The sequence below is a fragment of the Micromonospora sp. NPDC048839 genome (assembly GCF_040649915.1).
In the GTDB taxonomy this organism is placed as follows: Bacteria; Actinomycetota; Actinomycetes; order Mycobacteriales; family Micromonosporaceae; genus Micromonospora.
The window spans coordinates 1-26,563 of sequence record NZ_JBEZGL010000003.1 but is presented as its reverse complement, the minus strand read 5'-3'; the positions used below and the strand labels follow the sequence as shown (position 1 = coordinate 26,563).

Below are 26,563 nucleotides of genomic sequence, written 5' to 3'. Positions count from 1 at the left end.
GTCGGGGAGGGGCCTCGTCGGATCAGAGCTGGCGACCGGGTGCCAGCCGGGTGACATCGCCACCGAGCCGCCCGGTGCCCTTGACCGGTTCGCCGTCGTTCGCCTTGACGCCGGCCTTGCTGGCCGCGCCGCCGAGACGAACGATCATCGCGTCGGTGTCCCGCACCAGGACATCCCTGACCTCCGCCTCAGCCACCAGGGTGGCGTCGGCGGCGAGCGTGCGGAACGCGGTCAACTGCTTGATCGCCTTGTTGTCGTTGCCGGCAGCCTCGGCCTGACGGGCCGCGTCGAGCTTCGCCGTCAACTGCTTGTGCGCCTTGGCCGAGAGCCGACCCGTCGCCTTGAACCGGTCCAGCAGGTTCTGCATGTCCCGGAACGAGGTGGTGACGAAGAAACGGACCGCCGAGGTGGTCTCGTTGCCCGCCTTGTCGGTCGCGGTCACGGTCAGCTCGTGCAGGCCGAGCGGCAGCTCGTACATGGCCTGCAGGGTGCCGCTGGTGTACGCCTGACCGTCGAGCTTGCCGACCACCGTCGCGATGCCCGAGGTCGGGTCGACAGCCTGCCAGGACACCCGAACGTCCTGGCTGTCTCCGTAGAGCTGGCCGTCGGCGATCCCGGACACCAGCAGCGTCGGCTTGGTGCCGTCGATGCGTACCACCGCCGACTTGAGCGTCTCGACGTTGCCGGCCTTGTCGGTCGAACGGAACAGCAGCTCGTGCTGCCCGTCACCGGTCACCTCGACCGGCGTCGTGTACGGCGTCCACGCGCCACCGTCCAGCGACCACTCCACCGTCTTCACGCCGGAACCGGCGTCGGTCGAGGTCAGCACGACGGGGATCGTCCCGTCGTGCCAGCCGGCGTCGTTCGCCGGAGCGAACGTCGCCGAGGTCACCGGCGCGGTGGCGTCGATCTTGGCGGAGACGGTCTTCGTCTCCTCCACGTTGCCGGCCTTGTCGGTCGAGCGGAACCGCAGCTCGTGCTCGCCGTCGCCGGTGATGGCCACCGGTGCGGTGTACGCCGTCCAGGTGGTGGCCCCGTCCAGCTGGTACTCCGTAGTGGCGAGACCGCTACCGCCGGCCTCGTCGGCACCGGTGAGCGTGACCGTCACCGGCCCGGTGTACCACCCGTCGGTCGGGGTGCCGGAAACCGCCGCCGTCGTGACCGGAGCGGTCTCGTCGGCGACCTTCGTGCTGAGCCGGAAGTAGTCGAACGAGGCGGTCTTCGACGCCGTCTGGTTGGCGCCGAGGGTGAACAGACCGACCTTCGGGGTGGCCCCGACCGCACTGTTGGTCAGTGCCTCCAACGCGGTCCAGGTCGCTCCGTCCGCCGAGTACGACGCGGTGAACGTGTTGCCCGTGCGGGCCAGCCGCAGGTGCCACACGGCCGAGGTGAGGCTGGTCGCCTCCGGCTGCGGGGTCTGCACCACCCCGGCGATCTCGCTGCGGAACTCGATCCGCCGCGTCACCGCCTGGCCGGCCTGGTTGTCCGCGATGAAGTCGAACTTGACGTAGTTGTCGTCATCCGCCTGCACGAGCAGACCGGCCTGCTGGTACTGCTCGTTCAGCAGGCTGCCGTCGACCTTCGTCTCCAGGGTCCAGTCGCCGGTCGGCGCGGTCTGGAGGATGAAGTTCTTCGGCCCGGTGTTGTCGGTGCCGTAGATGTCACCGTTGGGCACGTCGATCCGCAGCGCGCCTCCGGAGACCCGGTAACCAGCGGGGTCTTCCCGCGTGACGGCGTCCCACCGGCACTTGTCCAGCGAGCTGCCGGTGAACTCGTCCGACGGCTCGACCGGGCCGGCCGGAGCGTCCGGCGTGACCACGAACGAGTCGAAGGCCGCGTCCACAACAGGTGCCTCGGTGCCACCGTTGAGGGCGAAGACCCCGATCCGCGGGTTGGTGATGCCAGCGAGCGCGGCCGAACGGCCAACCGGGGTGAAGGTCTGCCCGTCGCCCGAGGCGGACGCGGTCAGGTTCGTCCCGTCGCTGGTGATCCGCAGGTACACGGTGTCACCCGCCGGTGCGTTGGTGGCGTCGGCGGCCTCGTTGCGCGGCGTGGCGGCCGTCTCCCGGATGAACTCCACCCGCCGGCTGCCGTTGTAGAGCAGGTCCACCTTGGCGTAGTTGTCGTCGTCGCCGTACACCAGCAGGCCGGCCTGCTGGTAGTTGGCCGTGACCGGCAGGGTGACCTTGGTGGTCATCTCCCAGGCGCCGGTCGGAGCCGCCTGGAGCACCAGGTTGGTGGCGTCGTTGCGAGCCCCGTAGAGGTCACCCACCCCGGTGGGCAGCCGCAGCGCGCCCCCACTGAGCGAGTAGAGCTGGTTCTCCCGGACCACGCTGGTCCAGCGGGCCTTGTCGAGGCTGTTGCCGTTGAAGTCGTCCGAACGCGCCCCGAAGCAGGACGTGTCCGGAGCGTCCACCCGCACCGGCACCGTGGCGTACGCCTTGGCGCCCTTGCTGTCGGTCACCGTGAGGGTGGCCGTGAAGGTGCCCGGGTTGGTGTAGGTGTGGCTGGCGTCCAGGGTGGTCGCCGAGCCGCCGTCACCGAAGTCCCAGGCGTACGTCAACGGAGTGTCGCCCTCGGCGTCGGTGGCCGTGCCGTCGAAGGCGACGGTGACCGGCGCGGTGCCGGTGGCCGGGGTGGCCGTGGCACTGACCGCAGGCGGCGCGTTCTCGGTGACACCGCGGCCGACGAAGTCCATCCAGTTGACGTTGAACAGCGAACCCGTTCCGCCGTTCGGATCGCGGGCCACGAAGTACAGCGAACCGCTCGCGGCACCGGTGACCGGCGCGCTCACGTCCGTGTACGTCTGCCACGCCCCGGTCGACGGCACGACGGCCGTGGCGACCACCGGTCCGTCAACCGCACCGGCGCGGACCTCGATCCGACCGCCGGCGGCGGCCGAGGCGGCCCGGAACCGGATCTCGGTGATGTTGGTCAGGTCCGCCGGAGCGACCGACCACCAGTCACCGTCCTCGATGAACGCGATGCTCTGGCCGCCACCCGCGGTGTCGGCCCCGGCCTCCCGCTGCACGCCGGCGTCTCCGCCGCCGGTGCTCACCGGCGTCCGCCCGGTGGCGGTGAAGTACTCGGCCTGCTTCTGCTTGGGCTGCAGGATCTCGATCTGCCGACCGGTGAGCGCACCGGCGCCGCCGGCACCACCCTCGTCGGTGTAGGTGGCCTCGAAGACCGCGAAGACGTTCGCCTCGGCGCCGTGCCCGGAGGCGAGCGACGTCTGGACGGTGCCGGTGCAGCCGGTGTGCTGCTCCAGCGGGTGGGCGTGCTCGTCGTGACCGAGCAGCACCTGGAGGTTCACCTTGGCGCAGTCGATCTGCCCGTCCTCGGGGTCGGTCACCTTGATCGTGTACTTGACCTGGTCACCCCAGTTGAAGAAACCACCGTCCGGCGGGAACTCGATGGTGACCGTCGGGGCGGTGTTGCCCACGGTGACCGGCACGTTGGCCACCGCGGTACGGCCCTTCGGGTTGGTCACGGTGAGCTGGGCGGTGTAGTTGCCCGCCGTCGCGTAGGTGTGCGTCGGGTTCGCCTCGGTGGAGGTCTGCCCGTCGCCGAAGGCCCAGGCGTAGGTGAGCGCGCCACCGTCCGGGTCCCGGGAGCCGGCGCTGGAGAACGTGACGGTCAACGGCGCCGGACCCGAGGTGGGGTTGGCGGACGCCGCCGCGATCGGCGCGCGGTCACCGGCGGTGTAGTCGATCCGGTAGACGCCGGAGTTGTCGTTGTTGCCGCCGAAGCCGCTGCCCCACTCGATCAGGTACAGCGCGCCGTCCGGGCCGAACTCGAAGTCCATCGGCCGGATCATGCTCATGCCGGTGAGCAACTGGTTGATGTCCACAAGCGACTTGCCGTCGGCGGTCACCTGCATCGTGTACATCTTGTTCTGGTTCCACTCGCCGAGCAGCGCCTTGCCGTCGTAGTAGGCCGGCCACTTGCGGGTGGAGTTGAGGTTGGGGTCGTACCGGTAGGCCGGGCCGCCCATCGGCGCGCCACCGCCACCGATCTCCGGGTACCGCGCGTCACCGGCGTAGCCGTAGTCGACGGTGGCCGGGACGACCGGCGGGAGGTTGGTCAGGCCGGTGTTGTTCGGCGAGTTGTTCACCGGCGCCGCGCAGTCGAACTTCGCGCCGCTCGGGCCGGACGGGAACGTGTAGTCGTTGTACGCCTCGTTCGTGCCCGTGCAGTACGGCCAGCCGTAGTTGCCGGGGGTGACGATGTTCCACTCGACCAGACCGCGGGGGCCCCGGTCCGGGTTGTTCGCGTTGGCGTCCGGCCCGTAGTCCCCGACGTAGAGCGTGTCGGTCTTCGGGTCGGTGCCGATCCGGAACGGGTTGCGGAAGCCCATCGCGTAGATCTCGGGACGGGTCTTCTCGGTGCCCGGCGCGAAGAGGTTGCCGGTCGGAACGGTGTACGTCCCGTCGTCCTCCGGGTGGATCCGGATCACCTTGCCGCGCAGGTCGTTGGTGTTCGCCGACGTGCGCTGCGAGTCGTAGTCCTGGCGGCCCGGTCGCTCGTCGAGCGGCGAGTACGCGTTCGACTCGAACGGGTTGGTGTTGTCACCGGTGGCCAGGTAGAGGTTGCCGGCGCTGTCGAAGGTCATGCTGCCGCCCGCGTGGCAGCAGGTGTTGCGCTGCGTGTCGACCCGCAGCACCTGCTTCTCGCTCGCCAGGTCGATGGTGTCGCCGGTCACCGTGAACCGGGACAGCAGGTTGCGGGTGACGTTGTCGTTCGGGGCGTAGTAGAGATACACCCACTTGTTGGTGGCGAAGTCCGGGTCGAGCCGGATGCCGATCAGGCCGTCCTCGTTGCCGGTGAAGACGTCCAGGTCGACGGCGGTGACGGTGTTGCCGGTGTCCGGCTTGATGATCTGCACCCGGCCGTCGCGCTCGATGTAGAAGACCCGCCCGTCGGGGGCGATGTCCAGCTCCATCGGGTTGCTGGTGTTGCTGTCCAGGGCGATCTTCTCGAAGTTCGAGGTCTTCGTGGCACCGCAGTCGGCGTCCTCGACACCGGCCGCGGTACGGATGCCGCCGAGCAGGTGGGAGAGGAACTCGGGCTCCGCGAACGACTCCCGGGTGTGCCCGCCGCCGGTGTACCAGGAGCGACCGCCGTCGAAGTCCTGACACCAGGAGGTCGGGTGGTCGGCGCCCATCGCGCCCGCGCCCGGGGTGTAGGTCTTTTCGTCCAGGCTGGCCAGCACGTGCACGTCCGGCCGCGGGTTGGTCTGGAAGTTGTACCACTCGTCGAACCGGGACCAGCGGTCCGGCAGTTCGGCCGTGGACGGGTGGGCGTGGTCCTCCACCTTCACCGTGGCCTGCTGGTTCTGCGGGTGGTTGGCGAAGTACGCGCCGACCAGGTCGCCGTACCAGGCCCAGCTGTACTCGGTGTCCGAGGCGGCGTGGATGCCGACGTAACCGCCGCCGGCCTTCACGTAGCGCTCGAACGCCGCCTGCTGCTCGGCGTTGAGGACGTCACCGGTGGTGGAGAGCCAGATCACGGCCTTGTACTTCGCGAGGTTGGCGTCGCTGAACGCGGCGCCGTCCTCGGAGGCGTCCACGGTGAAGCCGTTGGTGGCGCCGAGCTGTTGGATGGCGGCGACACCGGTGGGGATGGAGTCGTGCCGGAAGCCGGCGGTCTTGGAGAAGACCAGGACCGAGAAGGGATCGTCGGCGGCCTTCTGGGGCGCCTTCGGCGCCACCTGGGTGACCGGGGTTCCGGCCGCTGCCTCCCGTGGGGGGACCTGCGCGGCGGCCGGCGCGGCCTGCGCGGGCGTGCCGAACAGGCTTGTCGAGGCGAGGGCAAGGGAGATGAGGGTTGCGGTGATTGGTACGCGGGCACGACGAGAACGGGACACGCCGCCTCCTGTGTCGTAGTGACGGAGATCGCGGGAGTCGGCTCGCCGAAGGCCGTCCCTGGTGGAGTCGGTGGTCGCACCGTGCCAAGGTGCCCCCACCGACATTTTGTCGAATCGCTAAACAAATTAATTCGACTGGCTCGATGTCCGGCAAGATGCCGGCGGGTAACGGTTCTGCAACGGCAGGCGACATTCCGAACAGGACTGCATGAACCGCCACACAGATCTAGCTCGATTCGGTGCGTTCCGGCCCACCGGCCGCCGCCGAACCTCGCCTTGGCAGACCGACGGATCTGTCGTACGGTGACACGCAAGTAACCCACGGGAGCCCGGTGTACCGGGCTGAGAGGGGGGCTGACAGCCCCCGACCGTCGAACCTGATCCGGGTAATGCCGGCGCAGGGAGGAGAGTTGCCGTGCCGTCCCTGGGGCGACTGCATCTGATCACCGACACCCGACCCGGTCGGGACCCGCTCACCGTGGTTCGGGCCGCCCTCACGGTGGCCCGCGCCGACCTGGTCGTGCAGGTCCGGGTCGAGGACTCCGCCACCGACCGCGAGGCGTACGAGCTGGCCCGGCGGGTGCTGGCGCTCTGCCTGTCGTACGAGGCGATTTGCCTGGTCAACGACCGGCTGCACGTGGCGCTGGCGGTGGGCGCGGCCGGCGGACACATCGGAGCGGACGACCTCCCGGTGGCCGCCGCCCGTCGGGTGCTCGGCCCGACCGGTGTGCTGGGAGCCACCGCCCGCGCGCCACAGACAGCGACCGAGGCCGTCGCGGCGGGAGCCACCTACCTGGGCGTCGGCCCCTGCCACCCCACCAGCACCAAGACCGGCCTGCCGGACCCGATCGGACCGGCCGGGATCCGCGCGGTGGCCGACGCTGTCGACGTGCCGGTCATCGCGATCGGTGGCGTGACCGCCGCCCGGGTACCGGAGCTGCGGGCCGCCGGAGCGTACGGGGTGGCCGTGGTCGGTGCGGTGTCCGCCGCCGCCGACCCGGCGCGGGCGACCGCCACGCTGATCGAGGCCCTGACGTGCTGACCGGCCGGTCGGAGTCGGCGCCGTCGACCGACCGGACCCGGCCGGACGTGGCGGTGGTCGGGGCGGGGCCGATCGGGCTCGCGATCGCCTGGCGCTGCGCCGCCCGTGGGCTGCGGGTGGAGGTGCACGATCCGGCACCCGGCTCGGGGGCGTCAGCGGTGGCCGCCGGCATGCTCGCCCCGGTCGCCGAGGCGACCTTCGGTGAGCGGCAGCTGACCGAGCTGCTGCTGGCGTCCGCCGCCCGCTGGCCCACCTTCACCGAGGAGTTGACCGAAGCGACAGGCGCCGACATCGGCTACCGCACCGAGGGCACCCTGCTTGTCGGGTTGACCGGCGACGACCTGGCCGAGGCGCGCCGGCTGTGGGCGTACCAACAGGGGTTGGGCCTGCCGGTGACCCCACTGCGCCCCAGCGAGCTGCGCGACCACGAACCGGCGCTCGCCCCGCGGGTGCGCGGCGGCGCGCTCGCGCCCACCGACCACCAGGTCGACCCCCGGCTGCTGGTGCCGGCGCTACGCACGGCCGCGCAGCGGGCCGGCGCGGTGCTGGTGCCGCACGGTGTTCGACATCTGTCCGACGTGGACGCGCATGTCACGGTTGTCGCCGCCGGCTGCGGTTCCGCCGCACTCACCGGCCTGCCCGTGCGGCAGGTGAAGGGCCAGATCCTCCGGCTCCGCGCGCCCGGCGGCGTCGCGCCGGGCTTCCGGCACGTGATCCGGGGGTACGCCGACGGCGAGCACGTCTACCTGGTGCCCCGCGCCGACGGTGAGGTCGTGCTCGGTGCGACGGTCGAGGAACGGTCGGACACCACGGTCACCGCCGGCGCTGTGCAGCGGCTGCTCCGCGCCGGGGTGGACCTGCTGCCCGAACTGGCCGAGTACGACCTGGTCGAGGCGGTCGCCGGGCTGCGCCCAGGAACCCCGGACAACGCGCCGATCCTCGGGCCCCTGCCCGGGCGGCCGGACGTGCTGGCCGCCACCGGTCACCACCGGCACGGCATCGTGCTCACCCCGATCACCGCCGACCTGATCGCGGACCTGGCGCTCACCGGCGTACCCGATCCGCTGCTCGCGCCCTTCCGGCCGGACCGGTTCGCCGGCGCGGCAGCGGACGGCGAGCCCGTCACGACCGTTCGGCCGGAGCGGTTCGCCGGCGCGGCGGCGGACGGCGGAACCGAACCGACGATGAAGGGGGACCTGTGGAGTTGACGGTGAACGGGACCGGACGAAGCGTCCCGGGTGAGATGACCGTGGCCGGCCTGGTCGGTGTCGTCGCCCCGCAACCCCGGGGAGTGGCCGTCGCGGTGAACGGCGAGGTGGTGCCCCGGGCGGGCTGGGCGACCACGGCGCTGCGCGACGGTGACCACGTCGAGGTGCTCACCGCGGCGCAGGGCGGGTGAGGGGCGTGTCGTTCGAGCTGGGTGGGGAGACGTTCACCTCGCGGCTGATCCTCGGCACCGGTGGTGCGGCCAACCTGCACGTGCTGGAGCAGGCCATCCGGGCGTCCGGCACCGAGCTGGTCACCCTGGCCCTGCGTCGGGTGGACACCGCCCCGGGCACCGCTGGCGGGCTGCTGGACCTGCTGGAACGCTGCGGGGTACGGCTGCTGCCCAACACCGCCGGCTGTTACACCGCCACCGAGGCGGTGAAGGTGGCCCGGCTGGCCCGGGACGCGTTCGACACCGACTGGGTGAAGCTGGAGGTGATCGGCGACGAGCGGACGCTGCTGCCCGACGGGGTGGAACTGCTCCGCGCCGCCGAGGAGTTGGTCGCCGACGGCTTCACCGTGCTGCCGTACACGAGCGACGACCCGGTGCTCGCCCGCCGTCTCGCCGACGTGGGCTGTGCCGCGGTGATGCCGGCCGGCTCCCCGATCGGTTCGGGGCTCGGTATCGGCAACCCGCACCACATCCGGCTCATCCGGCAGGGTGTCGACGTGCCGGTGATCCTCGACGCCGGCATCGGCACCGCGTCCGACGCGGCCCTGGCCATGGAGTTGGGCTGCGACGGGGTGCTGCTGGCCAGCGCGGTGACCCGGGCCGCGGACCCGGTGGCGATGGCCACCGCGATGCGGTACGCGGTCGAGGCCGGCCGGCTCGCGGCCGGCGCCGGCCGGATCGAGCGCCGTTTCCACGCGCTCGCGTCCACCCCCGACGAGGGAAGACCCGACCTGTGACCGGCGTGCTGCCGCCCGCAGGCGCGCTGCCGCCCGCAGGCGCGCTGCCGCCCGCAGGCGCGCTGCCGCCCGCAGGCGTGCTGCCGCCGGGAGATCTTGGAAGCAAACTGCCCCGGGAGGGGCCGATTCCTTCCAAGATCTCGTTGGGGACCGTGCCGTCGGGGGTTGTCGTTCTGACCGATCGTCGGCTGGTTGCTCGCGGTGGGATTGAGCGGGTTGTTGCGGGTGCTGTGGCCGGGGGAGTGCGTTGGGTGGTGCTGCGGGAGAAGGACCTGCCCCGCGTCGAGCGCGCCGCCCTCGCCGCCGGCCTGCGGGCGATCCTCGCCGACGTCGGCGGGACCCTCGTCGTGGCCGGCCCCGACCCGCTCGGCGGCGACGCCGTCCATCTGCCCGCCGCCGGCCCGTACCCGCCACCGACCCACCGCCTGGTCGGCCGCTCCTGCCACGACGAAATCGAGCTGGACCGCCTGACCACCGAGCACTACGCCACCGTCTCCCCGGTCTGGCCCACCAGGACGAAACCGGGATACGGCCCATCCCTGGGACCGGACGGCCTGCGGAAGCTGATCGAGTCAAGCCCCGTGCCGCTGCTGGCCCTGGGCGGAATCGAAACCCCAGAACAGGTAACCGCCTGTGTCCAGGCAGGAGCCGTAGGGATGGCGGTGCTGGGCGCAATCATGCGAGCACAAAACCCCACCGAGGCAGCAGCCGCCCTGACCAGCGCCTTCCAAGAGGCGGTCACGCCTGAGCTGACCCAAACCCGCCACGGAGGCACCGGGTCTCCACGCACGGGGCTGCGGCCGACCGTGCCCACGCAGGGATCAAGCCTGACCGCCCGGAGTGGGCACGGTCGGCCGCAGCCCCAAACCGCAACCAACGACGGCCAAACCGCAACCAACGACGGCCAAACCGCAACCAACGACGGCCAAACCGCAACCAACGACGGCCAAACCGCAACCAAGGAGGAGAAGTGACACCGAGCACCATCCTCACCATCGCCGGCTCAGACTCCGGCGGCGGCGCGGGCATCCAGGCCGATCTCAAGGTCTTCGCGGCGCTGGGCGCGTACGGCACGAGCGTCCTCACCGCGGTCACCGCGCAGAACACCAGGGGTGTCGATGCCGTGCTGCCGCTGCCGCCGCGCACGGTGACCGAGCAGCTGGAGAGCGTACTCACGGATTTCACCGTGTGCGCGGTCAAGACGGGGATGCTCGGCACCCCGGCGGTCGCCGACGCGGTGGCCGAGGCCGCCCGGGACGGTCGACTGCCGCAGCTCGTCGTCGATCCGGTGCTGGTCGCCACGAGTGGACACCGGCTCGGTGTGGTGGGCGCGGTGGAGCGGCTGCTGCCGTACGCCCGGGTGGCGACGCCGAACTGCGCGGAGGCCGCGGCCATCACCGGACGCCCGGTGGACGACGTGGCCGGGATGGTCGTGGCCGCCGAGGCTCTCGCGGCCGGCGGCCCGGAGTACGTCGCTGTCACCGGCGGTGACGTGGACGGTGGCGAGGCGGTCGACGTGCTGCACGGCGGCGGCGTGACGACGCTGCTGCGGGCCCCTCGGGTGGACACCCGGCACACCCACGGCACCGGGTGTTCGTTCTCGGCGGCGATCGCCGTGCGGCTCGCGCTGGGCGATCCGGTGCCGGCGGCGGTAGGGGCCGCGAAGGAGTACGTGCTCCGTGCACTGACCGGCGCACGGGGTTGGGAGCTGGGCGCGGGGCGTGGACCGCTGGACCACTTCGGCTGGTCCGCTTGATCACCAGGGAGGCTGTCATGCAGGCACGAGGCAAGGTGTACGTCGAGGGTTCACGGCCGGATGTCCGGGTGCCGTTCGCGGAGGTGGGGCTGACCGGGGATCTTCCGCCGGTGCGGCTCTACGACACGTCCGGTCCCGGGTCGGACCCGGAGGTGGGGTTGCCCGCGTTGCGCGGACCGTGGATCGCCGAGCGGGGTGACGTGGCGCCGGCCCGGGGCGCGGGCACGCCGCTGGTCGGGGTGGACGGTCGCCGTCCGACTCAGCTCGCGTACGCGCGGGCGGGGGTGGTGACGCCGGAGATGGAGTTCGTGGCGATCCGGGAGAACGTCGACCCGGAACTGGTCCGGTCCGAGATCGCCGCCGGCCGGGCGGTGCTGCCGCTCAACGTGAACCACCCGGAGTGCGAGCCGGCGATCATCGGCAAGGCGTTCCTGGTCAAGGTGAACGCCAACATCGGCACCTCGGCGGTCAGCTCGTCGGTCGCCGAGGAGGTGGAGAAGCTCACCTGGGCCACCCGCTGGGGCGCGGACACCGTGATGGACCTGTCCACCGGGAAGCGGATCCACGAGACCCGCGAGGCGATCGTGCGGAACTCGCCGGTGCCGATCGGGACGGTGCCGATCTACCAGGCGTTGGAGAAGGTCGACGGCGACCCGGTGAAGTTGAGCTGGGAGGTGTTCCGGGAGACCGTGATCGAGCAGGCCGAGCAGGGCGTGGACTACATGACGGTGCACGCCGGGGTGCTGCTGCCGTACGTGCCGCTGGCCGTGGACCGGGTCACCGGGATCGTCTCCCGGGGCGGCTCGATCATGGCGGCGTGGTGCCTGGCGCACCACGAGGAGAACTTCCTCTACACCAACTTCGCGGAGCTGTGTGCGCTGCTCGCGCGCTACGACGTGACGTTCTCGCTCGGCGACGGGCTGCGTCCCGGTTCGATCGCCGACGCCAACGACGAGGCGCAGTTCGCCGAGTTGCGGACGCTCGGTGAGCTGACGAAGGTCGCCTGGGAGCACGACGTGCAGGTGATGATCGAGGGACCCGGTCACGTGCCCATGCACAAGATCAAGGAGAACGTGGACCTTCAGCAGGAGTGGTGCCACGAGGCGCCCTTCTACACGCTCGGCCCGCTGACCACCGACATCGCGCCCGCGTACGACCACATCACCTCGGCGATCGGCGCCGCCATGATCGGCATGTTCGGCACCGCGATGCTCTGCTACGTCACGCCGAAGGAGCACCTCGGCCTGCCGGACCGGGACGACGTGAAGGCGGGCGTGATCGCGTACAAGATCGCGGCCCACGCGGCGGACCTGGCCAAGGGGCACCCCGGCGCGCAGGACTGGGACGACGCGTTGTCGAAGGCGCGGTTCGAGTTCCGCTGGGAGGACCAGTTCAATCTCTCGTTGGACCCGGAGACCGCACGGTCGTACCACGACGCGACGCTGCCGGCCGAGCCGGCGAAGACGGCGCACTTCTGCTCGATGTGCGGCCCGAAATTCTGCTCCATGAAGATCACGCAGGAGCTCAAGGAGTACGCGGCGCGCGGCATGCAGGGCAAGTCGGAGGAGTTCCTCTCCGGCGGCGGCAAGGTCTACCTGCCGCTGGCCTGACCTGCGCCAGGCCGAGCGCGGCGAACCCGCCGTCCCCGAGGTGATCCACTCGGGTTCACTGGTATTGCGGTATCCGGGCGGCTAGGACAGCCCGAATCCAATGAACCCGAGTGGATCAGGCGCAACCGACCGGGGTTCCGGCCCGCCGACCGGTGGGTCAGTCGCGGTGGTGCCGGCCGGTGGAGCGCAGCGAACGTCGGCCGCTCTCCTGCTCGGGCTCGTTGTCCGACACCGGCTTGCCCAAACCGGCGACCCAGTCGACGAACTCCTCGTCCTGGGTCGGCAGGGCCTCCGTCGCGTCTGACGTCTCCGCACCCTTCTCGTCGCTCCGGGACCTGTTGCGGCGGAACAGCCCGCCGAGCCGTCCGCGCCGGGAGGGTTGCTCGGCCACCTTCGCGTCGGTGCTCGCCGGGTCGTCGGTGCTCACCGGATCGCTGGTGTTGGCGGGGTCGGCGGTGCTCGCCCGGTCGCCAGTGGTGGCCGGGCCGCTGGTGCGTGCCCGGTCGTCGGTGCTGGTCGGGCCGCTGGTGTTGGTCGGGCCGCCGGTACCGGTGGGCGCGCCAGCCCAGCCCGGCACGACCGGAGATTCCGCCGGCACCGGATGCCTGGTCGGAGCGGCCAACTCGTTGGCCACGTCCGGCACGGTCGTCGCCGGCCGGGTTGTCGAGCTGTCCGGCGACCCCGTCGGGGCGGCGCGGCGGCTGGTGTCGAACGCGTTCCAGGTGCCGGCCCGGCTCAGATCCGGCAGCGGTACCCGGTGCCGGGGCTTCGGTGCCTGCCCGGTCGGCTCGTCCGGCCCGGTAGGCGGCTCCGCTGCGGTGGCTCCCGGCTCGGACGCCTGTGGTGGCACCGCTGCGGTGGCTCCCGGCTCGGACGTCTGTGGTGGCACCGTCCAGGCCGGGGTGACCGACCAGGACGACGGCGCCGGCGCCCAGCGGACCGTGTCCGGGCCGCTGGCGACGGGACCGTCTTCGGCGGGCCGCGCGCTGGTGGTCTCGCCGGCCCCGGCGGCAGCCGATCCTCCGGCCGGTTCGGCCGGTTCGGCCGGTTCGGCCGGTTCGGCCGCACGGAAAACGGTGGGGCCGGTGCCGCCGACGTCCGGGGTACGCGGCGGATCGACCGCCTCTGCCCTGGTACCGGCCGGGGTAGCCGGCGCCCCGGTCGGACCGGTGGTGCTCGGGATGGGGGCGAATGCCGGACCGGTGGTGGTCGGGACGGGTGTCTTCGTCGGACCGGTGGTGGTCGGGACCGGTGTGCTCGTCGGACCGGTGGTGGTCGGGACCGGTGTGCTCGTCGGACCAGTGGCGGTCCGGGTCACGGGGGTTCTCGTCCGACCGGTTCTGGTGGTGGGGGCCGCTGCTTCCGTGGAGGTCGCGGTGGTCGGGGTGGCCTCGGTGGTCGGGGTGGCCCCGGTGGTCGGGGTGGCCCCGGTGGTCGGGGTGGCCTCGGTGGTTGGGCCGGACGTGGTGTCCCGGTCCTCCCTGTCCGGCACGGCAGTGCCGGCACCCGGCTCGGCGGAGGTCGCCGACCCCGACGTGCTGTCGGCGGGGTTGGTGGTGGCGTCGAGCGGGCCGGCCTTCGGCTTGCGGGCTCGACGCGGCTTGACCGTCAACGGTGCGTCGGCCGTGCCAGGCTCGACTCCGCCCGTGTCGGTGGTTGCCGTGGTGGCCGCGCCCGTGTCGGTGGTCCCGGTGCTGTCCCTGGTCGCGTCGGTGGTTGCCGTGCTGGCCCTGTTCGCGTCGGCAGTGGTCGCGCCGGCAGTTGCCGTGCTGGCCGCGCCCGCACCGGCCGCACCGGCCGCGCCCGCACCGGCCGCGCCCGCACCGGCCGCGCCCGCACCGGCCGCGCCCGCACCGGCCGCGCCGGCACCGGCCGCGCCCGCGCCGGCGGTGCCGGCACTCGGCGTGCTCGTGCTGGCGAGGCCCGTGCTGGGTGTGCTCGCACCGGCCGTTGCCGCGCCGACGCTGGGCGTGTCCGTGCTGGGCGTGCCCGTGCTGGGCGTACCCGTGCTGGGCGTACCCGTGCTGGGCGTGCCCGTGCTGGCGGTGCCGGGGGTGGGCGTGTCCGTGCTGGTTCGGGCCGTGCTGGTCGGGGCGGAGGTGGCGGTGTCCCTGCGGGTGGTGCGTCCGCCGGTCCGTGCACCGCTCGTGTCCGTCGCGGTGGGGACGGTCGGGGCGTCGGCTGCGGGACCACCTGTCGGGGTGGCGTCGGTCGGGCTGCCGGCGGCGGGGGAGATCGGCGCGGACATCGCCGCGGTCTCCGCCGGAGAGGTGACGTCGTCCCGGCTCGCCGTGGGCGTCCGCCTCCCGGCGGTGAACTCACCTGTCGGATCGGTCAGCCAGGCTGCCGACGTCGCCGGAGCGACAGGCGTCGTACCGTGCTGGCCGCTCGCGGTTGTCGTGGGCCAGTCCCAGTGGGCCGGCACGGTGCGGACGCCGTCGGAGCCGTCCGCGGCACGCGGACCTGAGGCGGTGTCGGCCACCTGCCCGCCTACCAGTACCCCGCCGGTCGAGGGTGCGTCGGTCCGCTCGGCGGCGTCCGGGTCGTTCACCGGACTCGGCGACGCGGCGTTGGGCAGGGCCGGGCCGGTGGGCAGCGGGCGCAGGATGGCGCTGGGTTCGATCGCCTGCGAATCCGGGGTGCGAGCGCTTGTCGGCCAGCGCAGCAGCGCGGCGGCGGCTGCGCCGAGCGCGCCGGCGAGGATCGCGATCAACGAGCCGTAGTAGGGATTCACCTGGTAGCGGTCCACGGAGTCGCCGGGGCCGGCGGTCAGGTAGGCGAACGCCACCAGCACCGGACCGGCCACCCCGGTCGCCCCGCTGATCAGGGGCTCCTGCCCCCGCCAGCGAGCCAACCCGGCGGTCGCGGCCCCGGCCAGCAGCGCCACGATGGGCAGCAGGAGCAGCGCCAGCCGTTGGGCGGTGGAGTCGCTCAGCCAGCTTGGCTCGAGCACACCGAGCCGGACGGTCGGCAGCGGGCCGGCCGTGCCGAGCGACGGCAGGACGGAGATCAGCGCCAGCAGCCAGACCACGCCGGCCACGGCCGTCATGTTCCAGCCCAGCTCGGGCCGGAGCAGCACGGCGATCGCGGCGCCCGCCCCGATCACCGCGCCCAGTACGGCGCAGATGCCCACCGCCCAGACCGGGTCGACGGAGATCAGCTCCGCGGCGCGGGCGGGCTGCATGCAGAGCGGGGCGATGACGGTGGCGCCGAGCGCGGCCGCGCCGCCGATCGCCAACTGTCGGCCGGTGCTGGCCGCCGGAGCATCGCTGCGCGCGAGGCGTCCGGTCAGGACAGCACCGACGACGGCGGCGTTCGCGGCGAACCAGCCCACCCAGACGAGCTGGGCGGGCCACTGGTTGACGGTCGTACCGGTGAAGGCGCCGGTCAGCCGGACGATGCCGAAACCGTACGCGACGCCGAGCTGGCCGGCCCCGGCCAGCACGCTCACCCCGAGCGCCGTGAGCAGCAGTCTGCCCCAGGTCCGAAAGGCCATGTCCGGCACGTTACGCACCCCGTACACCCGACCGCCACCGGCGCGCCGCGCGGCGCGTCGGCTCGCGTTCGGCGGGTCTACTTGAGTTCGACCAGTCGGGCCAGGTAAGTCGTGTCTCCGACATTGGTGAGCATGTGTACGGCTCCGGGGTCGCGGTAGACGACTCCGCCGGTGGGCTCGTCGGCGTCGATGCGCGTGCCGTCGATGGTCTGTACGACGTTCTTCGCGCCCTCGATCGCCACCACCAGGTACGGGTGGTCATGCCGGTGCAGCGGTTGGCGCTCACCCGGCTCGAGCCGGATGTGCCAGACCCGGACCCGGTCGTTCTCGTACACGATCTCCTGGCCCACCGGCCCGAGTTCGGTTCCGTCGATCACGTCGGTCATCGTTCTCCGTCCAGTTGGGGGAGCACCTCGGCGGCGATCAGCTCAAGGTGGTCGAGGTCTGCGAAGTCGATCAGGCGCAGGTGGACGCGGGTGGCGCCGATCGCGGCGAACTCGCCGATCCGCTGCGCGAGCTGCGCGGGGGAGCCGACCACCGGGTCCTCCGGCGGCAGCGCGCTCTTCTCGTGCAGAGGTGCGGCCCGCCGCTGGGCCTCGGCGTCGGTGCGGCCGATGGCCACGACGAGCCCGGCGGAGAGCACCAGCGGCGGACGACCGGACTCCGTCCGACCGGTGCGCTCGCACGCCTCACGCACCCGGTCGAACGCTGCGGCGGTGTCCGCCACGGACTTGAACGGCATGTTGAACTCGTCGGCGTACCGGGCGGCCAGCTCGGGGGTGCGCTTGGGGCCGCGTCCGCCCACGATGATCGGCGGTCCGGGCACCTGCACCGGCTTGGGCAGGGCTGGCGCGTCCACCAGGCGGTAGTGGTCGCCGTTGAAGCTGTAGGTCTCCCCGGCCGGGGTCCGCCACAGCCCGGTGATCACCTCAAGCTGCTCGGCCAGCCGGTCGAAGCGCTCGCCGACCGGCGGGAACGGGATGCCGTACGAGGTGTGCTCGCGTTCGTACCAGCCGGCGCCGATGCCCAGGTCGACCCGGCCGCCGCTCATCTGGTCGACCTGAGCGACCATCACCGCGAGCGGGCCGGGCAGGCGGAAGGTGGCCGACGTCACCAGGGTGCCGAGCCGGATCCGCTCGGTCTCCCGGGCCAGCGCGGCGAGGGTCAGCCAGGCGTCCGTCGGGCCGGGTAGGCCCGGGTCGGCGCCCATCGACTGGTAGTGGTCGGCGCGGAGGAAGCCCTCGTACCCGCAGGCCTCGACCAGTCGGGCGAACCGGAGCTGCGTGTCGTAGCTGGCGCCACGGTTCGGCTCGGTGAAGACCGACACCCGCATGTTCATCGTCCTTCCGCGCCGGCCGTGGCCGGCTGGTCGCGTTCCATCAGCAGCTCGTGCAGGTCGGCGCTGACGCGTGCGACATCGGCCCGGTGGGCGTCGAGCAGTTGCCGGGCGCGCTCGCGGTGCTTGGCACGGCTCCAACCGAAGATCTCCACCGGCAGCAGGACGTTGTCCAGCACGGTGCGCCAGGGCAGTAGTGCCGGCTTCTGGAACAGCATGGCGATGTCCTGGCGGGGACGGGAGATTGGCGTGCCGGCCACGGTGATCTCACCGGCGGTCAGCGGGAGCAGCCCGGCGATCAGGCGCAGCAGTGTGGATTTGCCGCAGCCCGAGCGGCCGAGCACCGCGACGAACTCACCCTCGGCGACGTCGAGGTCGATCCCGCGCAGCGCCTCCACCCGGCGAGATCGGCCCTCGAAAATACGGGACACCCCGGCCAGTTGGATCATCTCCGGCGGACCTCCGCTGACTGGACGGTCAGGATTCCGGCAAAGGCTAGCCGGACTGTGCGTGTATCGCACCGTCTGGGGTGGTCAGAAGGTTTTCCCGTTCTGCAACGGGATGGGGCTGGCGTCACAACCGTCGATTTCTCGTACGCTGTGTGCCCGCGATCAGTCCCCTCACCGTGGCGGTGCCCGGCTTCCACCCCTCCCCCCGGCCCGGCCCGTCACGACAACCCCTCCGGTGGCCCGTCGGCCCCGGCTGGAAAGGACACGGTGCCACTCATGAGCAGGCTGACACGTACGGTCGCTACCGCCGCGCTGGCCACCGCCCTCGCCCTTGTCTCCGCCTGCAGCAGCGGGTCGGATTCGGCCGACGACGCCAAGGGCGGCGACAGCGGGACGCTGGAGAAGATCACCTACCTCACCTCCTTCGGCCACTTCGGCCGCGACTCCTACGCCTGGGTGGCGAAGGAGAAGGGCATCTTCAAGGAAGCCGGCTTCGACGTCGAGATCAAGGCTGGTCAGGGCACCGGTGGCGTGATCCAGACCGTCGTCGGTGGCCAGGCCGACTTCGGCCCGATCGACCTCACCGGTGGTCTGCTCCAGTTCGGCAACGGCCAGGCGAAGGACTTCACCGTGGTGGCCGCGATCCAGCAGCGCACCATGGCCGGCATCGCCTCGCTCGAGGGTAGGAACATCGCCTCGCCGAAGGACCTGGAGGGCAAGAAGCTCGCCGACACGCCCGGGTCCGTGGTCCGCAATCTCTTCCCGACGTACGCCCGGCTCGCCGGGGTGGACGCGAGCAAGGTGACCTGGGTCAACGGTGAGGCCCAGGCACTGATCGGCACGCTCGCCTCCGGCGCGGTGGACGGCATCGGCCAGTTCGTCGTCGGTCAGCCGACCATCGAGGTGGTGGCCAAGAAGAAGGCAGTCATGCTGCCGTACAGCAACGTGATGCAGGACCTCTACGGCAACGTGCTGATCACCTCCTCCAAGATTGCCAAGGAGAAGCCCGAGATGGTGAAGAAGTTCACCGCGGCGTTGCTCAAGGGCCTGGAGTACAGCTTGGCCAACTCCAAGGAGGCCGGCGAGATCCTGAAGAAGAACGTCGACGCCGCCAACGCGGTCGCCGCCGCCGCCGAGCTGGAGCTGATGGCCGCGTACGTCCGGTCCGGCAACACCGGCACCGCCCTCGGCATCCTGGACAGCGGCCGGGTCGCCACGAGTATCGCGCTCCTGCAGGGTGCTGGCGCACTCAAGCAGAACATCACCCCCGAGCAGATCATCGACTTCAGCCTCGTGCCGAAGGCCTGATCGGGTCGTCACCGGGGGTACGTCCCGCCGCTCTCCGGTGGGGCATACCCCCGTCGCTCGTCGGCTCACGGGGGCCGTGGATTTCGAGGAGGACGCGATGACCGAGGTCCGGTCGGTGGACCCGGCGGCACCCGCACCCGCAGGCGGCGGATCCGAGGCGGCGCGGGCGGGTCGCGGTGCCGGGCTCCGCGCCGGGGCGATGCTGCTGCCCGCTGCCGGCCTCCTGGTCGCCCTGGCGGCGTGGTGGCTGATCGCCCGGCTGCAACTGGTCCATCCCGCGGCTCTGCCGCCGCCCGGCGACGTCCTCACCGCGCTCGTCGACAAGCCCGCCCAGATGCTGGAGCACACCTGGGCCACCATGCTGGAGATCCTGATCGGCTTCGCGCTGTCGGCGGCGGCCGGTGTCCTGATCGGGCTCTCCCTGGCCAGCTCCGGCACGGTGGAGCGGATGTTCACCCCGCTGTTGGTCGCGGTGAACGCGGTACCGAAGATCACGCTTGGCCCGTTGTTGGTGGTGGCGCTCGGTTGGGGTCAGAAACCGATCCTGACCATGGTGTTCCTGCTCTGCTTCTTTCCGATCGTGCTCTCCACCGCGACCGGGCTCACCACCACGCCTGCTGACCTGGCCGAGTTGGTGCGCTCCTGGAACGCCTCCCGCTGGCAGGCGTTCCGCACGGTGCGCTTCCCGGCCGCGTTGCCGCAGATCTTCGTCGGGCTCAAGGTGGCCATGCCGCTGGCCGCGATCGGCGCGGTGATCGGTGAGTTCCAGGCCGGCGAGGGTGGCCTCGGCTACGTCATCACCCAGTACGCCGGAGTCGGTGACACCGCCACCGCGTGGGCGGCGATCATGTTGGTGGCGTTGGTGAGCATTCTGCTCTACTGGGCGCTCCTGCTGATCGAACGGATTGCCCTGCCCTGGGTGAGAGATACCACCAGCAGCCGCTAACCCACCAAGAGCAAGATCAATGACCAGCACCAAGACGCAAGCCAAGATCAACACTAAGAAGCGCGAAGGGTCGACCCCCCACTCAGGAGGCCGGCCCGTTCCATCGACGCTGCTGGCGGCCGACCGTGCCCGGCGGAGGGATCAAGCCTGACCGCCCGGAGTCGGGCACGGTCGGCCACACCCCCACCGGCACCCGATGAAGCGCCGGAACCACAAGGCCCGAGCGTTACCCCGCCAGCCGCCAACGGCCGTTACGGGCGACAAGCGTGGTGAGCGCCTGCGGCATCAGCCCGCTGTGGTTGTCCGGCGTCATGCGGATCGGGCCGGACAGGCCGTCCATCTGGGACGTTTCGAGTACGTCCCGAATGCCGTCACGGTCCACCTTCCCGACGTCGCCACCAGCGCGAAGTTCCGCGTCGGCGATCAGCTGGACGGCGTCCGCCGCGAAGGATGAGGACCCGTTGTAGCCGCCGAAGCGTGCGGTGTAGTCCTGGAACCACTGCCGCCGCGCCGCCTTGGCCGGGGTGGTCGCGATCACGTCGTCGATCACCATCGTCTGGGTGAAGATCAACGTAGCCCGTTCGGTCACCCTGGCCGCCGCGCCGAGGAAGAGGTCGCCCGCCGCGCCCGCGTCGAAGAAGAGCGACCCGCGGAAGGTGGTCTCAGCGGCGCTGGTGGCGGCCAGTGTCGCCTGCTCCGGCGAGGTCCAGAAGACCAGCGCGTCGGGCTTGCCCGAGGCGAGCTGTTGGATCTGCTGGCTGACGTCGGTGTCGGTGGTCTTGACCGGCTGCTCGCGGAACGTGATGTTGACCTTGTCCAATTCGCTCTTGAGCGCGGTCGCGCCCTCCCGGCCGTAGGCGTCGTCGCTGACGAGCGCTCCCACCTTGCGGATGTTGTTGCGGCGCAATTCGTTGGTGAGTGCGGCAGCGCTGTCCGCGGCGTTGGGGCCGAGCTTGAACACGTAGCGCCGTTCGGCGACCGGGCTGGCTATCGCACCGGAGGCGGCGAGGGCAATGGTGGGGATCCGCTTGTCGTTGATGGTTCCGACCGCGCCGACCGCGCATTCGTTGCAGCCGCCCATGACGATGGCGCTGACCTGGGAATCGCTACTGAAGTCGGCGATGTTGCGGAGCGACTCGGCGGCGTCGGAACGGTTGTCTTTCACCTTTAGCTGGATTTTCCGGCCGTTCAGTGCTCCGGACGAGTTCAACTGATCCCTCTTCAGTTCGAGGGCCCGCTGGTACGTCTGGCCAACTGTGGCCGCGGCGCCGGAGAGCTCGAGATCGGCGGCGATCACGATCGGACTCGTGTCCTGCTCGGCACCGCCAAACTGGCAGCCGGTGAGTGTGGTGGACACTACGGCCGATGCAAGCGCCGCGATGGTCGCGGAGCGGATGGGGCTCAACTCAGTCCTCCAGGTGCGGGCGCGGGCGCTGCCCGGTCACCGCCGCTAATCCGTCCTCAGTGGAGGACGGGATCTCCTCTGCCGTACGGTGTGCGCGAAGCCTGCAAAACCTTGCCAATGGCCGGGGCTGTGGTCAAGCGCGGACCGCGGTAGCCTTTTCGGGACGCTCATCCCACATGCTGGCGTAACGCAATGTTTGCAAAAGCTCACTCTGCATGCATCTGTGACCACTCAGGAGTTACATGCCCTGTTCAGGGGCTTGCGGAAATGAAGGTATCAGTTGCCCGGATCACGGGGTGCGCTCAGTCCGACCCTTTCCTGCCTCACTGCGGCTTCCCAAACAGGATCATCTCTGATGAAATCGCGGCCGTGCCGCGCGTGGTCCCCTCCGCTAACGGCATGGCTCGGTGGGGCAGGCGGGGGAGAAACGACGGAGGCGATGTCGTGAGCACCGGAACGACGACCCTGCCCGCGCTCGGCAACAGCGCTCGGCCCACGCGCCGGCTGATGCCAAGACTGCGCGACGCCCGGATCCGGTCCAAGTTGGCGTTGATCCTGGTCGTCCCGGTGGCGGCGGTGATCGCGCTGGCCACGGTCCGTCTGATCGCCGTGGGTGAGGGAGCCTTCGACGCCACCCGAGCCCGGTCGCTGACGGCCCTTTCTCTCGACGTCAGTGCGCTCACCCAGGACCTCCAAGCCGAGCGAATGGCCGCGGCCGCCTACCTGGCCGCCCCACAACAGCCGGCTGACGCGTACAACCTACGGGTCCGCCAGACGCAGCAGCAGGTCGACGCGTACCGCGCCGAGCGGGGCCGGATCGGCGACGTGCCGGCGGCCGTGCGCGACCGTCTGGCCGTCATCGACGGCCACCTCGCCACGCTGGACGGCACCCGGCAGAAGGTGCTGGACCGCCGGCAGATGGCAGTCGCCGAGGCCGTGCTCCGCTACGGGGTCATCCTCACCGACCTGGTCGCCTACGGTGACGGCCTGGCCCAGCTGCCCGGCGACGAGAGCCTGTCGGACAGCCGCCGTGCGGTCGCCGCCTTCGCCCGTGCCAAGGCTGCCGTCGCCGAGGAGGAGGCGGTCGCCTTCACCGCGCTGACGGGGGGCCAACTCGACCCGGAGCAGTTCTCTTCCTTCGTGGCCACGCTGACCAGTCAGCAGGAGGCCCTGGTCGCCTTCTCGCTGGCGGCCGACCCGGTGCAACGTGCCCTGGTCGACAGCGCCGTCTCCGGTGACGCGGTCGGCCTGGCCGACCGGGTCGCCACCGACATCACCCGATCCGTCGGGCAGCGCCCGTTGGTCACCGCGCAGAACGCCACCGCCGCCATCGGCGCCCAACACGACCTGATGCGCTGGGCTGAGATCCAACTGCAGGACCGGCTGCTCCAGCAGGCCGACGAGGCGCGCTCGGATGTCATCCGGCAGGCCGTGATCGAGTCGATCCTGGTGCTGCTGACCCTGATCATCGCCGTGTCGCTGGCCGTGGTGCTGGCCCGCTCGCTGAACCACTCGCTGCACCGGCTTCGTGAGGGTGCCCTTTCGGTGGCCAACCACGACCTGCCCGATGCGGTGCGGCGGCTGCAGAACATGGGCAGCGTGGGCGACGGTGGGGTGGACGAGATCGTCCGCCAGGTTCGGGACCCGATCCAGCTCAACAGCCGCGACGAGGTCGGCCAGGTGGCGTCGGCCTTCAACGTCGTCCACCGGGAGGCGGTGCGGGTCGCCGCCGAGCAGGCCGCGCTGCGTACCAGCGTCTCGGCGATGTTCCTCAACCTGGCCCGCCGCAGTCAGACCCTGGTCGACCGCATGATCGGCGAGCTGGACGCGATCGAGCGCGGCGAGGAGGACCCGAAGCGGCTCGCGCGGCTCTTCGAGCTTGACCACCTGGCCACCCGAATGCGCCGCAACGACGAGAACCTGCTGGTCCTGGCCGGCGCCGACTCCGCGGTGCCGCGTCGCGACGACGCGCTGGTCGTGGACGTGCTGCGCGCCGCCCAGTCCGAGGTGGAGCTGTACAACCGCATCGAGTTCGGGACGGTGGACACCGACATCTCGGTCGCCGCCCACGCCGTCAACGACGTGGTCCGTCTCGTCGCCGAACTGCTCGACAACGCCACCCGCTTCTCACCGCCGAACACCACGGTGGTCGCCGACGGTCGCCGGATCCGCGACTATGTCCTGATCCAGATCGAGGACCGCGGGCTCGGCCTCACCGACGAGCAGCTCGACTCGCTCAACCGCAGGCTGGCCGCACCGCCGAGCGTCGACGTCGCCGCGTTCCGGCTGATGGGTCTGGCCGTGGTCAGTCGGCTCGCCTCCCGTTACGGCATCCGGGTGGAGCTGCGCCGCAACGTCGAGGGTGGCACCGTCGCCCAGGTGACGTTGCCCGCCGCCACCGTGGTGCTGCCCAGCAACCGGGGCCGCGAGCAGGTGCTCACCCGGCCGCGTCAGCCGATGGCCGTGGAGCAGACGCCGCTCACCCCGGCCGGTCACACCGAACAGTTCGCCGGTGCCGCGACCTCGGCGGCGACGCTGCCCGACCAGTGGCGCACGAGCACGCCGGCCCCCGCCCAGTGGCAGTCGCCGCTGGAGTCGCGGGACACCACCCCGGCCGTACAGGCGGGTGGCTACGGCGGCCCACGCTCGGCCATGCCATCCGTACCCGCCGCCCCGGCACCCGCCGCCCCGCTCCCGCCGGCCCGGCCCGCCTACAGCAGCGGCGCGGGCGCTTCGCTGGGCAGCCCGACCGTGGCCTACCCGACCGTCGACCCGCTGCCTCGGCGTGGATCCACCGCGGGTGCCGCGGACGGAGCGGATGGGCGTGGCGTCCAGGGCCTCCCGGTCGGTCCGGTCGCTGGCGCTGGCGCGGTGGCACCGCCTCCCGCGCCGTCGGTCCCCGCCGCGCCGGCCAGCTCCCGGCCCGACTTTCCCGCCGAGGCGCCGATCTTCCGGGAGATGGAGGCGGTCTGGTTCCGGTCGCACGGCGACGACGCCACCGCAATCTTCACCCGCCCCAACTTCGACGAGCCACCAGCGCCCGCCGCCGCTCCGGCCGACACCGGCCTGCGCACCGGCAACGGCGGCCAGCCGAGCGCCGCGTCCGTGCCGGCCGCGCCGCCGGCCCGACCGAAACTGCCGACCCGTACCCCGGGCAGCTCCGACGGCACGGCCACGCCGGGCGCCGGAGGTCTCGGTACCACCATGGACGGGTTCGGAGCACGGCCATCGGAGCCACCGACGTACAACCCGCCCTCGGCCCGCCAGGCGGCTCCGGCCGCGCCCGCCTCCGACCCGGAGGCCTGGCGGACGGCGGCGGACGAGGGCTGGTCCCGGGCCAGCCGGGCCGCCGAGCCGGCTGCGGCCGGGACCACCCGCTCCGGGTTGCCCAAGCGGGTGCCGCAGGCACAGCTCGTGCCGGGTGGCATCGAGCCGAAGAGTGGCCGGGACCGCAGCCGGCGGACCCCCGATGAAGTACGCGGTCTGTTGTCGGCCTACCACCGCGGTGTACAACGTGGTCGGACGGCCGGAACGGACCTGAACAGCACCTCGACCAAGGAGAGCCGATGAACAGGCCAGCTGCCATGCAGGACATGGGTTGGCTGCTCACCAACTTCGCCGACAGCGTGGCGGGCATCGCCCACGTGGTGGCGGTGTCCGCCGACGGGCTCCTGCTCGCGTCCTCCCGGGATCTGCCGGGGGACCGGGCCGACCAGCTCGCCGCGATCACCTCCGGTGTGGTGAGCCTGACCGAGGGCGCTGCCCGGATGTTCAGCGCGGGTGGGGTGTTGCAGACAGTCATCGAGATGGACAGCGGGTATCTCTTCCTGATGTCGATCAGCGACGGTTCGTCGATGGCCGTGCTGGCCGCGCGCAGCTGCGACGTGGGCCAGGTCGGCTACGAGATGGCGTTGCTGGTCGAGCGGGTGGGCGCCGCGCTGGTGCCGCTGCCGCGGGACGCGGTGCGCTCCTAGCACCGGAAGACGGCGCTCGAGCCGCGCGCCGAAGCAGGGACGACGCGGGCGCCTGGGGACTCTACAGTGGACACGGAGGTGATCGGGGATGGACCAACGGCGCGTTGACCCGCGTGGCGCGCTGGTGCGTCCGTACGCGGTCACCCGTGGTCGGACCGAACCTCGTCAGGACATCGCCCTCGAGGCAGTCCTCACCGCGTCTCTCACCCAGGTCGCCGAGTCCCGCTTCGCCGGGCACGACAAGCACCGCATCGCCACGGTCTGTGAGGGCCGAGCACAGTCGCTGGCGGAGATCGCCGCGTACACCCGGATGCCGCTTGGCGTCGCCCGGGTGTTGGTCGCCGACATGGTGGCCGAGAGCCTGCTGACGTTACACACTGCTGCTCCCGCCGAGGGGTTCGAGGAGCGGATGGAACTGCTTGGAAGGGTGCTAAGTGGACTTCGCAGGCTATGACCCCGCTGGGGGGCGGCCAGGCCGGGGAATCGTCTCCGCGAAGATCGTCGTCGCGGGAGGCTTCGGCGTCGGCAAGACGACACTGGTCGGGGCGATCTCCGAGATCACACCGCTGACCACCGAGGCGTTGATGACCGCGGCAGGTGTCGGCATCGACGATCCGTCAAAGGTCCCGGGCAAGGAGACCACCACGGTCGCCATGGACTTCGGCCGGATCACGATGGCCCAGGACCTGATCCTGTACCTCTTCGGTACACCCGGTCAGACCCGGTTCTGGTTCATGTGGGACGAGATCATCCGAGGTGCGGTCGGTGCCGCCGTGCTCGTGGACACGCGCCGGATCACCGACGCGTTCGCCCCGCTCGACTACTTCGAGAACCGCAACCTGCCGTACGTGGTGGCGCTGAACCGGTTCGACGGCGCTCCCCAGTACGAGCTGGAGGAGGTCCGCGAGGCGCTGGCCATCTCGCCGCAGGTGCCGTTGGTGATGACCGACGCCCGGCACCGGGACTCGGTCAAGCAGGTGCTGGTGACGGTCGTCGAGCACGCGATGCTGCGGCTCCAGTCCGAGCACGGGCGGGGCTTCCCCACGCCGGTCGGCTGATGCGTCGTGTCACGGCCGGCGCACACCGGCCGGCCGTGACACACGCCCTAGGGCGTGTGTCAAAGTCCTCGGTCGAGCCGAGGCGGAGTCCAGACGGCGGTCCGGCAAGGCGGAGATTGGCCCGGATACCGGTGTTGTATCC

17 protein-coding genes, 2 pseudogenes and 1 riboswitch are annotated in these 26,563 nt (G+C 71.4%); of the genes and pseudogenes, 13 read left to right on the top strand and 6 right to left on the bottom strand.

All coding sequences use genetic code 11. The features are described from left to right. Positions 1–22 precede the first annotated feature (22 nt). Entirely contained in the window at positions 23–5,866 is a 5,844-nt protein-coding gene (locus AB0C25_RS06040; protein WP_357370174.1) for a ThuA domain-containing protein, read from the bottom strand. A 311-nt stretch (positions 5,867–6,177) separates the two neighbouring features. Next, positions 6,178–6,287, top strand: a riboswitch (TPP riboswitch). Between AB0C25_RS06040 and thiE the strand changes: the two genes are divergently transcribed. The 7 genes and pseudogenes from thiE (at position 6,282) to thiC (ending at position 12,449) form a co-directional block, all read left to right on the top strand. Next, entirely contained in the window at positions 6,282–6,908 is a 627-nt protein-coding gene (thiE, locus tag AB0C25_RS06035; protein WP_357370171.1) for a thiamine phosphate synthase, read from the top strand. Its footprint overlaps the riboswitch before it by 6 nt. After that, complete coding sequence (gene thiO / locus AB0C25_RS06030; protein WP_357371036.1) at positions 6,905–8,116, top strand: glycine oxidase ThiO; 1,212 nt, start codon at positions 6,905–6,907, stop codon at positions 8,114–8,116. The genes thiE and thiO overlap by 4 nt, the downstream gene beginning before the upstream one ends. Then, positions 8,107–8,307, top strand: coding sequence for a sulfur carrier protein ThiS (gene thiS, locus AB0C25_RS06025; RefSeq protein WP_357370169.1), 201 nt, complete (start codon positions 8,107–8,109; stop codon positions 8,305–8,307). Before thiO ends, thiS begins: the two co-directional genes overlap by 10 nt. Next, a complete protein-coding gene (locus AB0C25_RS06020; RefSeq protein ID WP_357370167.1) occupies positions 8,304–9,083 on the top strand; it encodes a thiazole synthase in 780 nt (259 codons plus the stop codon). The genes thiS and AB0C25_RS06020 overlap by 4 nt, the downstream gene beginning before the upstream one ends. A gap of 143 nt (positions 9,084–9,226) precedes the next feature. Continuing rightward, positions 9,227–9,811: pseudogene (locus AB0C25_RS06015) on the top strand (thiamine phosphate synthase); the annotation flags it as partial. A gap of 242 nt (positions 9,812–10,053) precedes the next feature. Next, positions 10,054–10,839, top strand: a complete 786-nt coding sequence (gene thiD, locus AB0C25_RS06010; RefSeq protein ID WP_357370165.1) for a bifunctional hydroxymethylpyrimidine kinase/phosphomethylpyrimidine kinase — start codon at positions 10,054–10,056, stop codon at positions 10,837–10,839. A 17-nt stretch (positions 10,840–10,856) separates the two neighbouring features. Beyond that, complete coding sequence (gene thiC, locus AB0C25_RS06005) at positions 10,857–12,449, top strand: phosphomethylpyrimidine synthase ThiC (RefSeq protein WP_357370163.1); 1,593 nt, start codon at positions 10,857–10,859, stop codon at positions 12,447–12,449. Between the two features lie 157 nt (positions 12,450–12,606). On the opposite strand, the gene AB0C25_RS06000 is transcribed toward thiC, so the two are convergent. From AB0C25_RS06000 to AB0C25_RS05985, 4 genes and pseudogenes are all read right to left on the bottom strand, one after another. Further along, entirely contained in the window at positions 12,607–15,945 is a 3,339-nt protein-coding gene (locus AB0C25_RS06000; RefSeq protein ID WP_357370161.1) for a hypothetical protein, read from the bottom strand. Positions 15,946–16,022: 77 nt separating this feature from the next. Continuing rightward, on the bottom strand, positions 16,023–16,331 hold the full coding sequence (locus tag AB0C25_RS05995; protein ID WP_007465195.1) for a cupin: 309 nt from the start codon (positions 16,329–16,331) through the stop codon (positions 16,023–16,025). After that, entirely contained in the window at positions 16,328–17,278 is a 951-nt protein-coding gene (locus tag AB0C25_RS05990; RefSeq protein ID WP_357371034.1) for an LLM class F420-dependent oxidoreductase, read from the bottom strand. Before AB0C25_RS05990 ends, AB0C25_RS05995 begins: the two co-directional genes overlap by 4 nt. Positions 17,279–17,376: 98 nt before the next feature. Next, a pseudogene (locus AB0C25_RS05985) lies at positions 17,377–17,730 on the bottom strand (ATP-binding cassette domain-containing protein); the annotation flags it as partial. Between the two features lie 276 nt (positions 17,731–18,006). Here AB0C25_RS05985 and AB0C25_RS05980 point away from each other — a divergent pair. Next, complete coding sequence (locus AB0C25_RS05980) at positions 18,007–19,038, top strand: ABC transporter substrate-binding protein (protein ID WP_357370159.1); 1,032 nt, start codon at positions 18,007–18,009, stop codon at positions 19,036–19,038. A gap of 97 nt (positions 19,039–19,135) precedes the next feature. Further along, positions 19,136–19,984, top strand: a complete 849-nt coding sequence (locus AB0C25_RS05975) for an ABC transporter permease (RefSeq protein WP_357370157.1) — start codon at positions 19,136–19,138, stop codon at positions 19,982–19,984. A 226-nt stretch (positions 19,985–20,210) separates the two neighbouring features. On the opposite strand, the gene AB0C25_RS05970 is transcribed toward AB0C25_RS05975, so the two are convergent. Further along, on the bottom strand, positions 20,211–21,389 hold the full coding sequence (locus AB0C25_RS05970) for an ABC transporter substrate-binding protein (RefSeq protein WP_357370155.1): 1,179 nt from the start codon (positions 21,387–21,389) through the stop codon (positions 20,211–20,213). 444 nt (positions 21,390–21,833) lie between these two features. On the opposite strand from AB0C25_RS05970, the gene AB0C25_RS05965 reads away from it, so the two are divergent. From AB0C25_RS05965 to AB0C25_RS05950, 4 genes are all read left to right on the top strand, one after another. Next, on the top strand, positions 21,834–24,959 hold the full coding sequence (locus tag AB0C25_RS05965; protein ID WP_357370153.1) for a sensor histidine kinase: 3,126 nt from the start codon (positions 21,834–21,836) through the stop codon (positions 24,957–24,959). After that, positions 24,956–25,363: a roadblock/LC7 domain-containing protein gene (locus AB0C25_RS05960; protein WP_007465177.1), complete on the top strand. Its 408-nt coding sequence runs from the start codon at positions 24,956–24,958 to the stop codon at positions 25,361–25,363. Before AB0C25_RS05965 ends, AB0C25_RS05960 begins: the two co-directional genes overlap by 4 nt. Before the next feature lie 88 nt (positions 25,364–25,451). Next, complete coding sequence (locus tag AB0C25_RS05955; RefSeq protein WP_088950207.1) at positions 25,452–25,817, top strand: DUF742 domain-containing protein; 366 nt, start codon at positions 25,452–25,454, stop codon at positions 25,815–25,817. Next, positions 25,798–26,421 carry an ATP/GTP-binding protein gene (locus tag AB0C25_RS05950; protein ID WP_357112465.1) on the top strand — a complete coding sequence of 208 codons (624 nt, stop codon included), beginning with the start codon at positions 25,798–25,800 and terminating at the stop codon, positions 26,419–26,421. Before AB0C25_RS05955 ends, AB0C25_RS05950 begins: the two co-directional genes overlap by 20 nt. Positions 26,422–26,563: the final 142 nt, after the last annotated feature.

Bases quoted from the DNA above. Each gene is read 5' to 3' on its own strand.
- AB0C25_RS05960 (WP_007465177.1), top strand. From the start codon at position 24,956: ATGAACAGGCCAGCTGCCATGCAGGACATGGGTTGGCTGCTCACCAAC.
- AB0C25_RS06000 (WP_357370161.1), bottom strand. From the start codon at position 15,945: ATGGCCTTTCGGACCTGGGGCAGACTGCTGCTCACGGCGCTCGGGGTG.
- AB0C25_RS05995 (WP_007465195.1), bottom strand. From the start codon at position 16,331: ATGACCGACGTGATCGACGGAACCGAACTCGGGCCGGTGGGCCAGGAG.
- thiC (WP_357370163.1), top strand. From the start codon at position 10,857: ATGCAGGCACGAGGCAAGGTGTACGTCGAGGGTTCACGGCCGGATGTC.
- AB0C25_RS05975 (WP_357370157.1), top strand. From the start codon at position 19,136: ATGACCGAGGTCCGGTCGGTGGACCCGGCGGCACCCGCACCCGCAGGC.
- AB0C25_RS05980 (WP_357370159.1), top strand. From the start codon at position 18,007: ATGAGCAGGCTGACACGTACGGTCGCTACCGCCGCGCTGGCCACCGCC.
- AB0C25_RS05955 (WP_088950207.1), top strand. From the start codon at position 25,452: ATGGACCAACGGCGCGTTGACCCGCGTGGCGCGCTGGTGCGTCCGTAC.
- AB0C25_RS05990 (WP_357371034.1), bottom strand. From the start codon at position 17,278: ATGCGGGTGTCGGTCTTCACCGAGCCGAACCGTGGCGCCAGCTACGAC.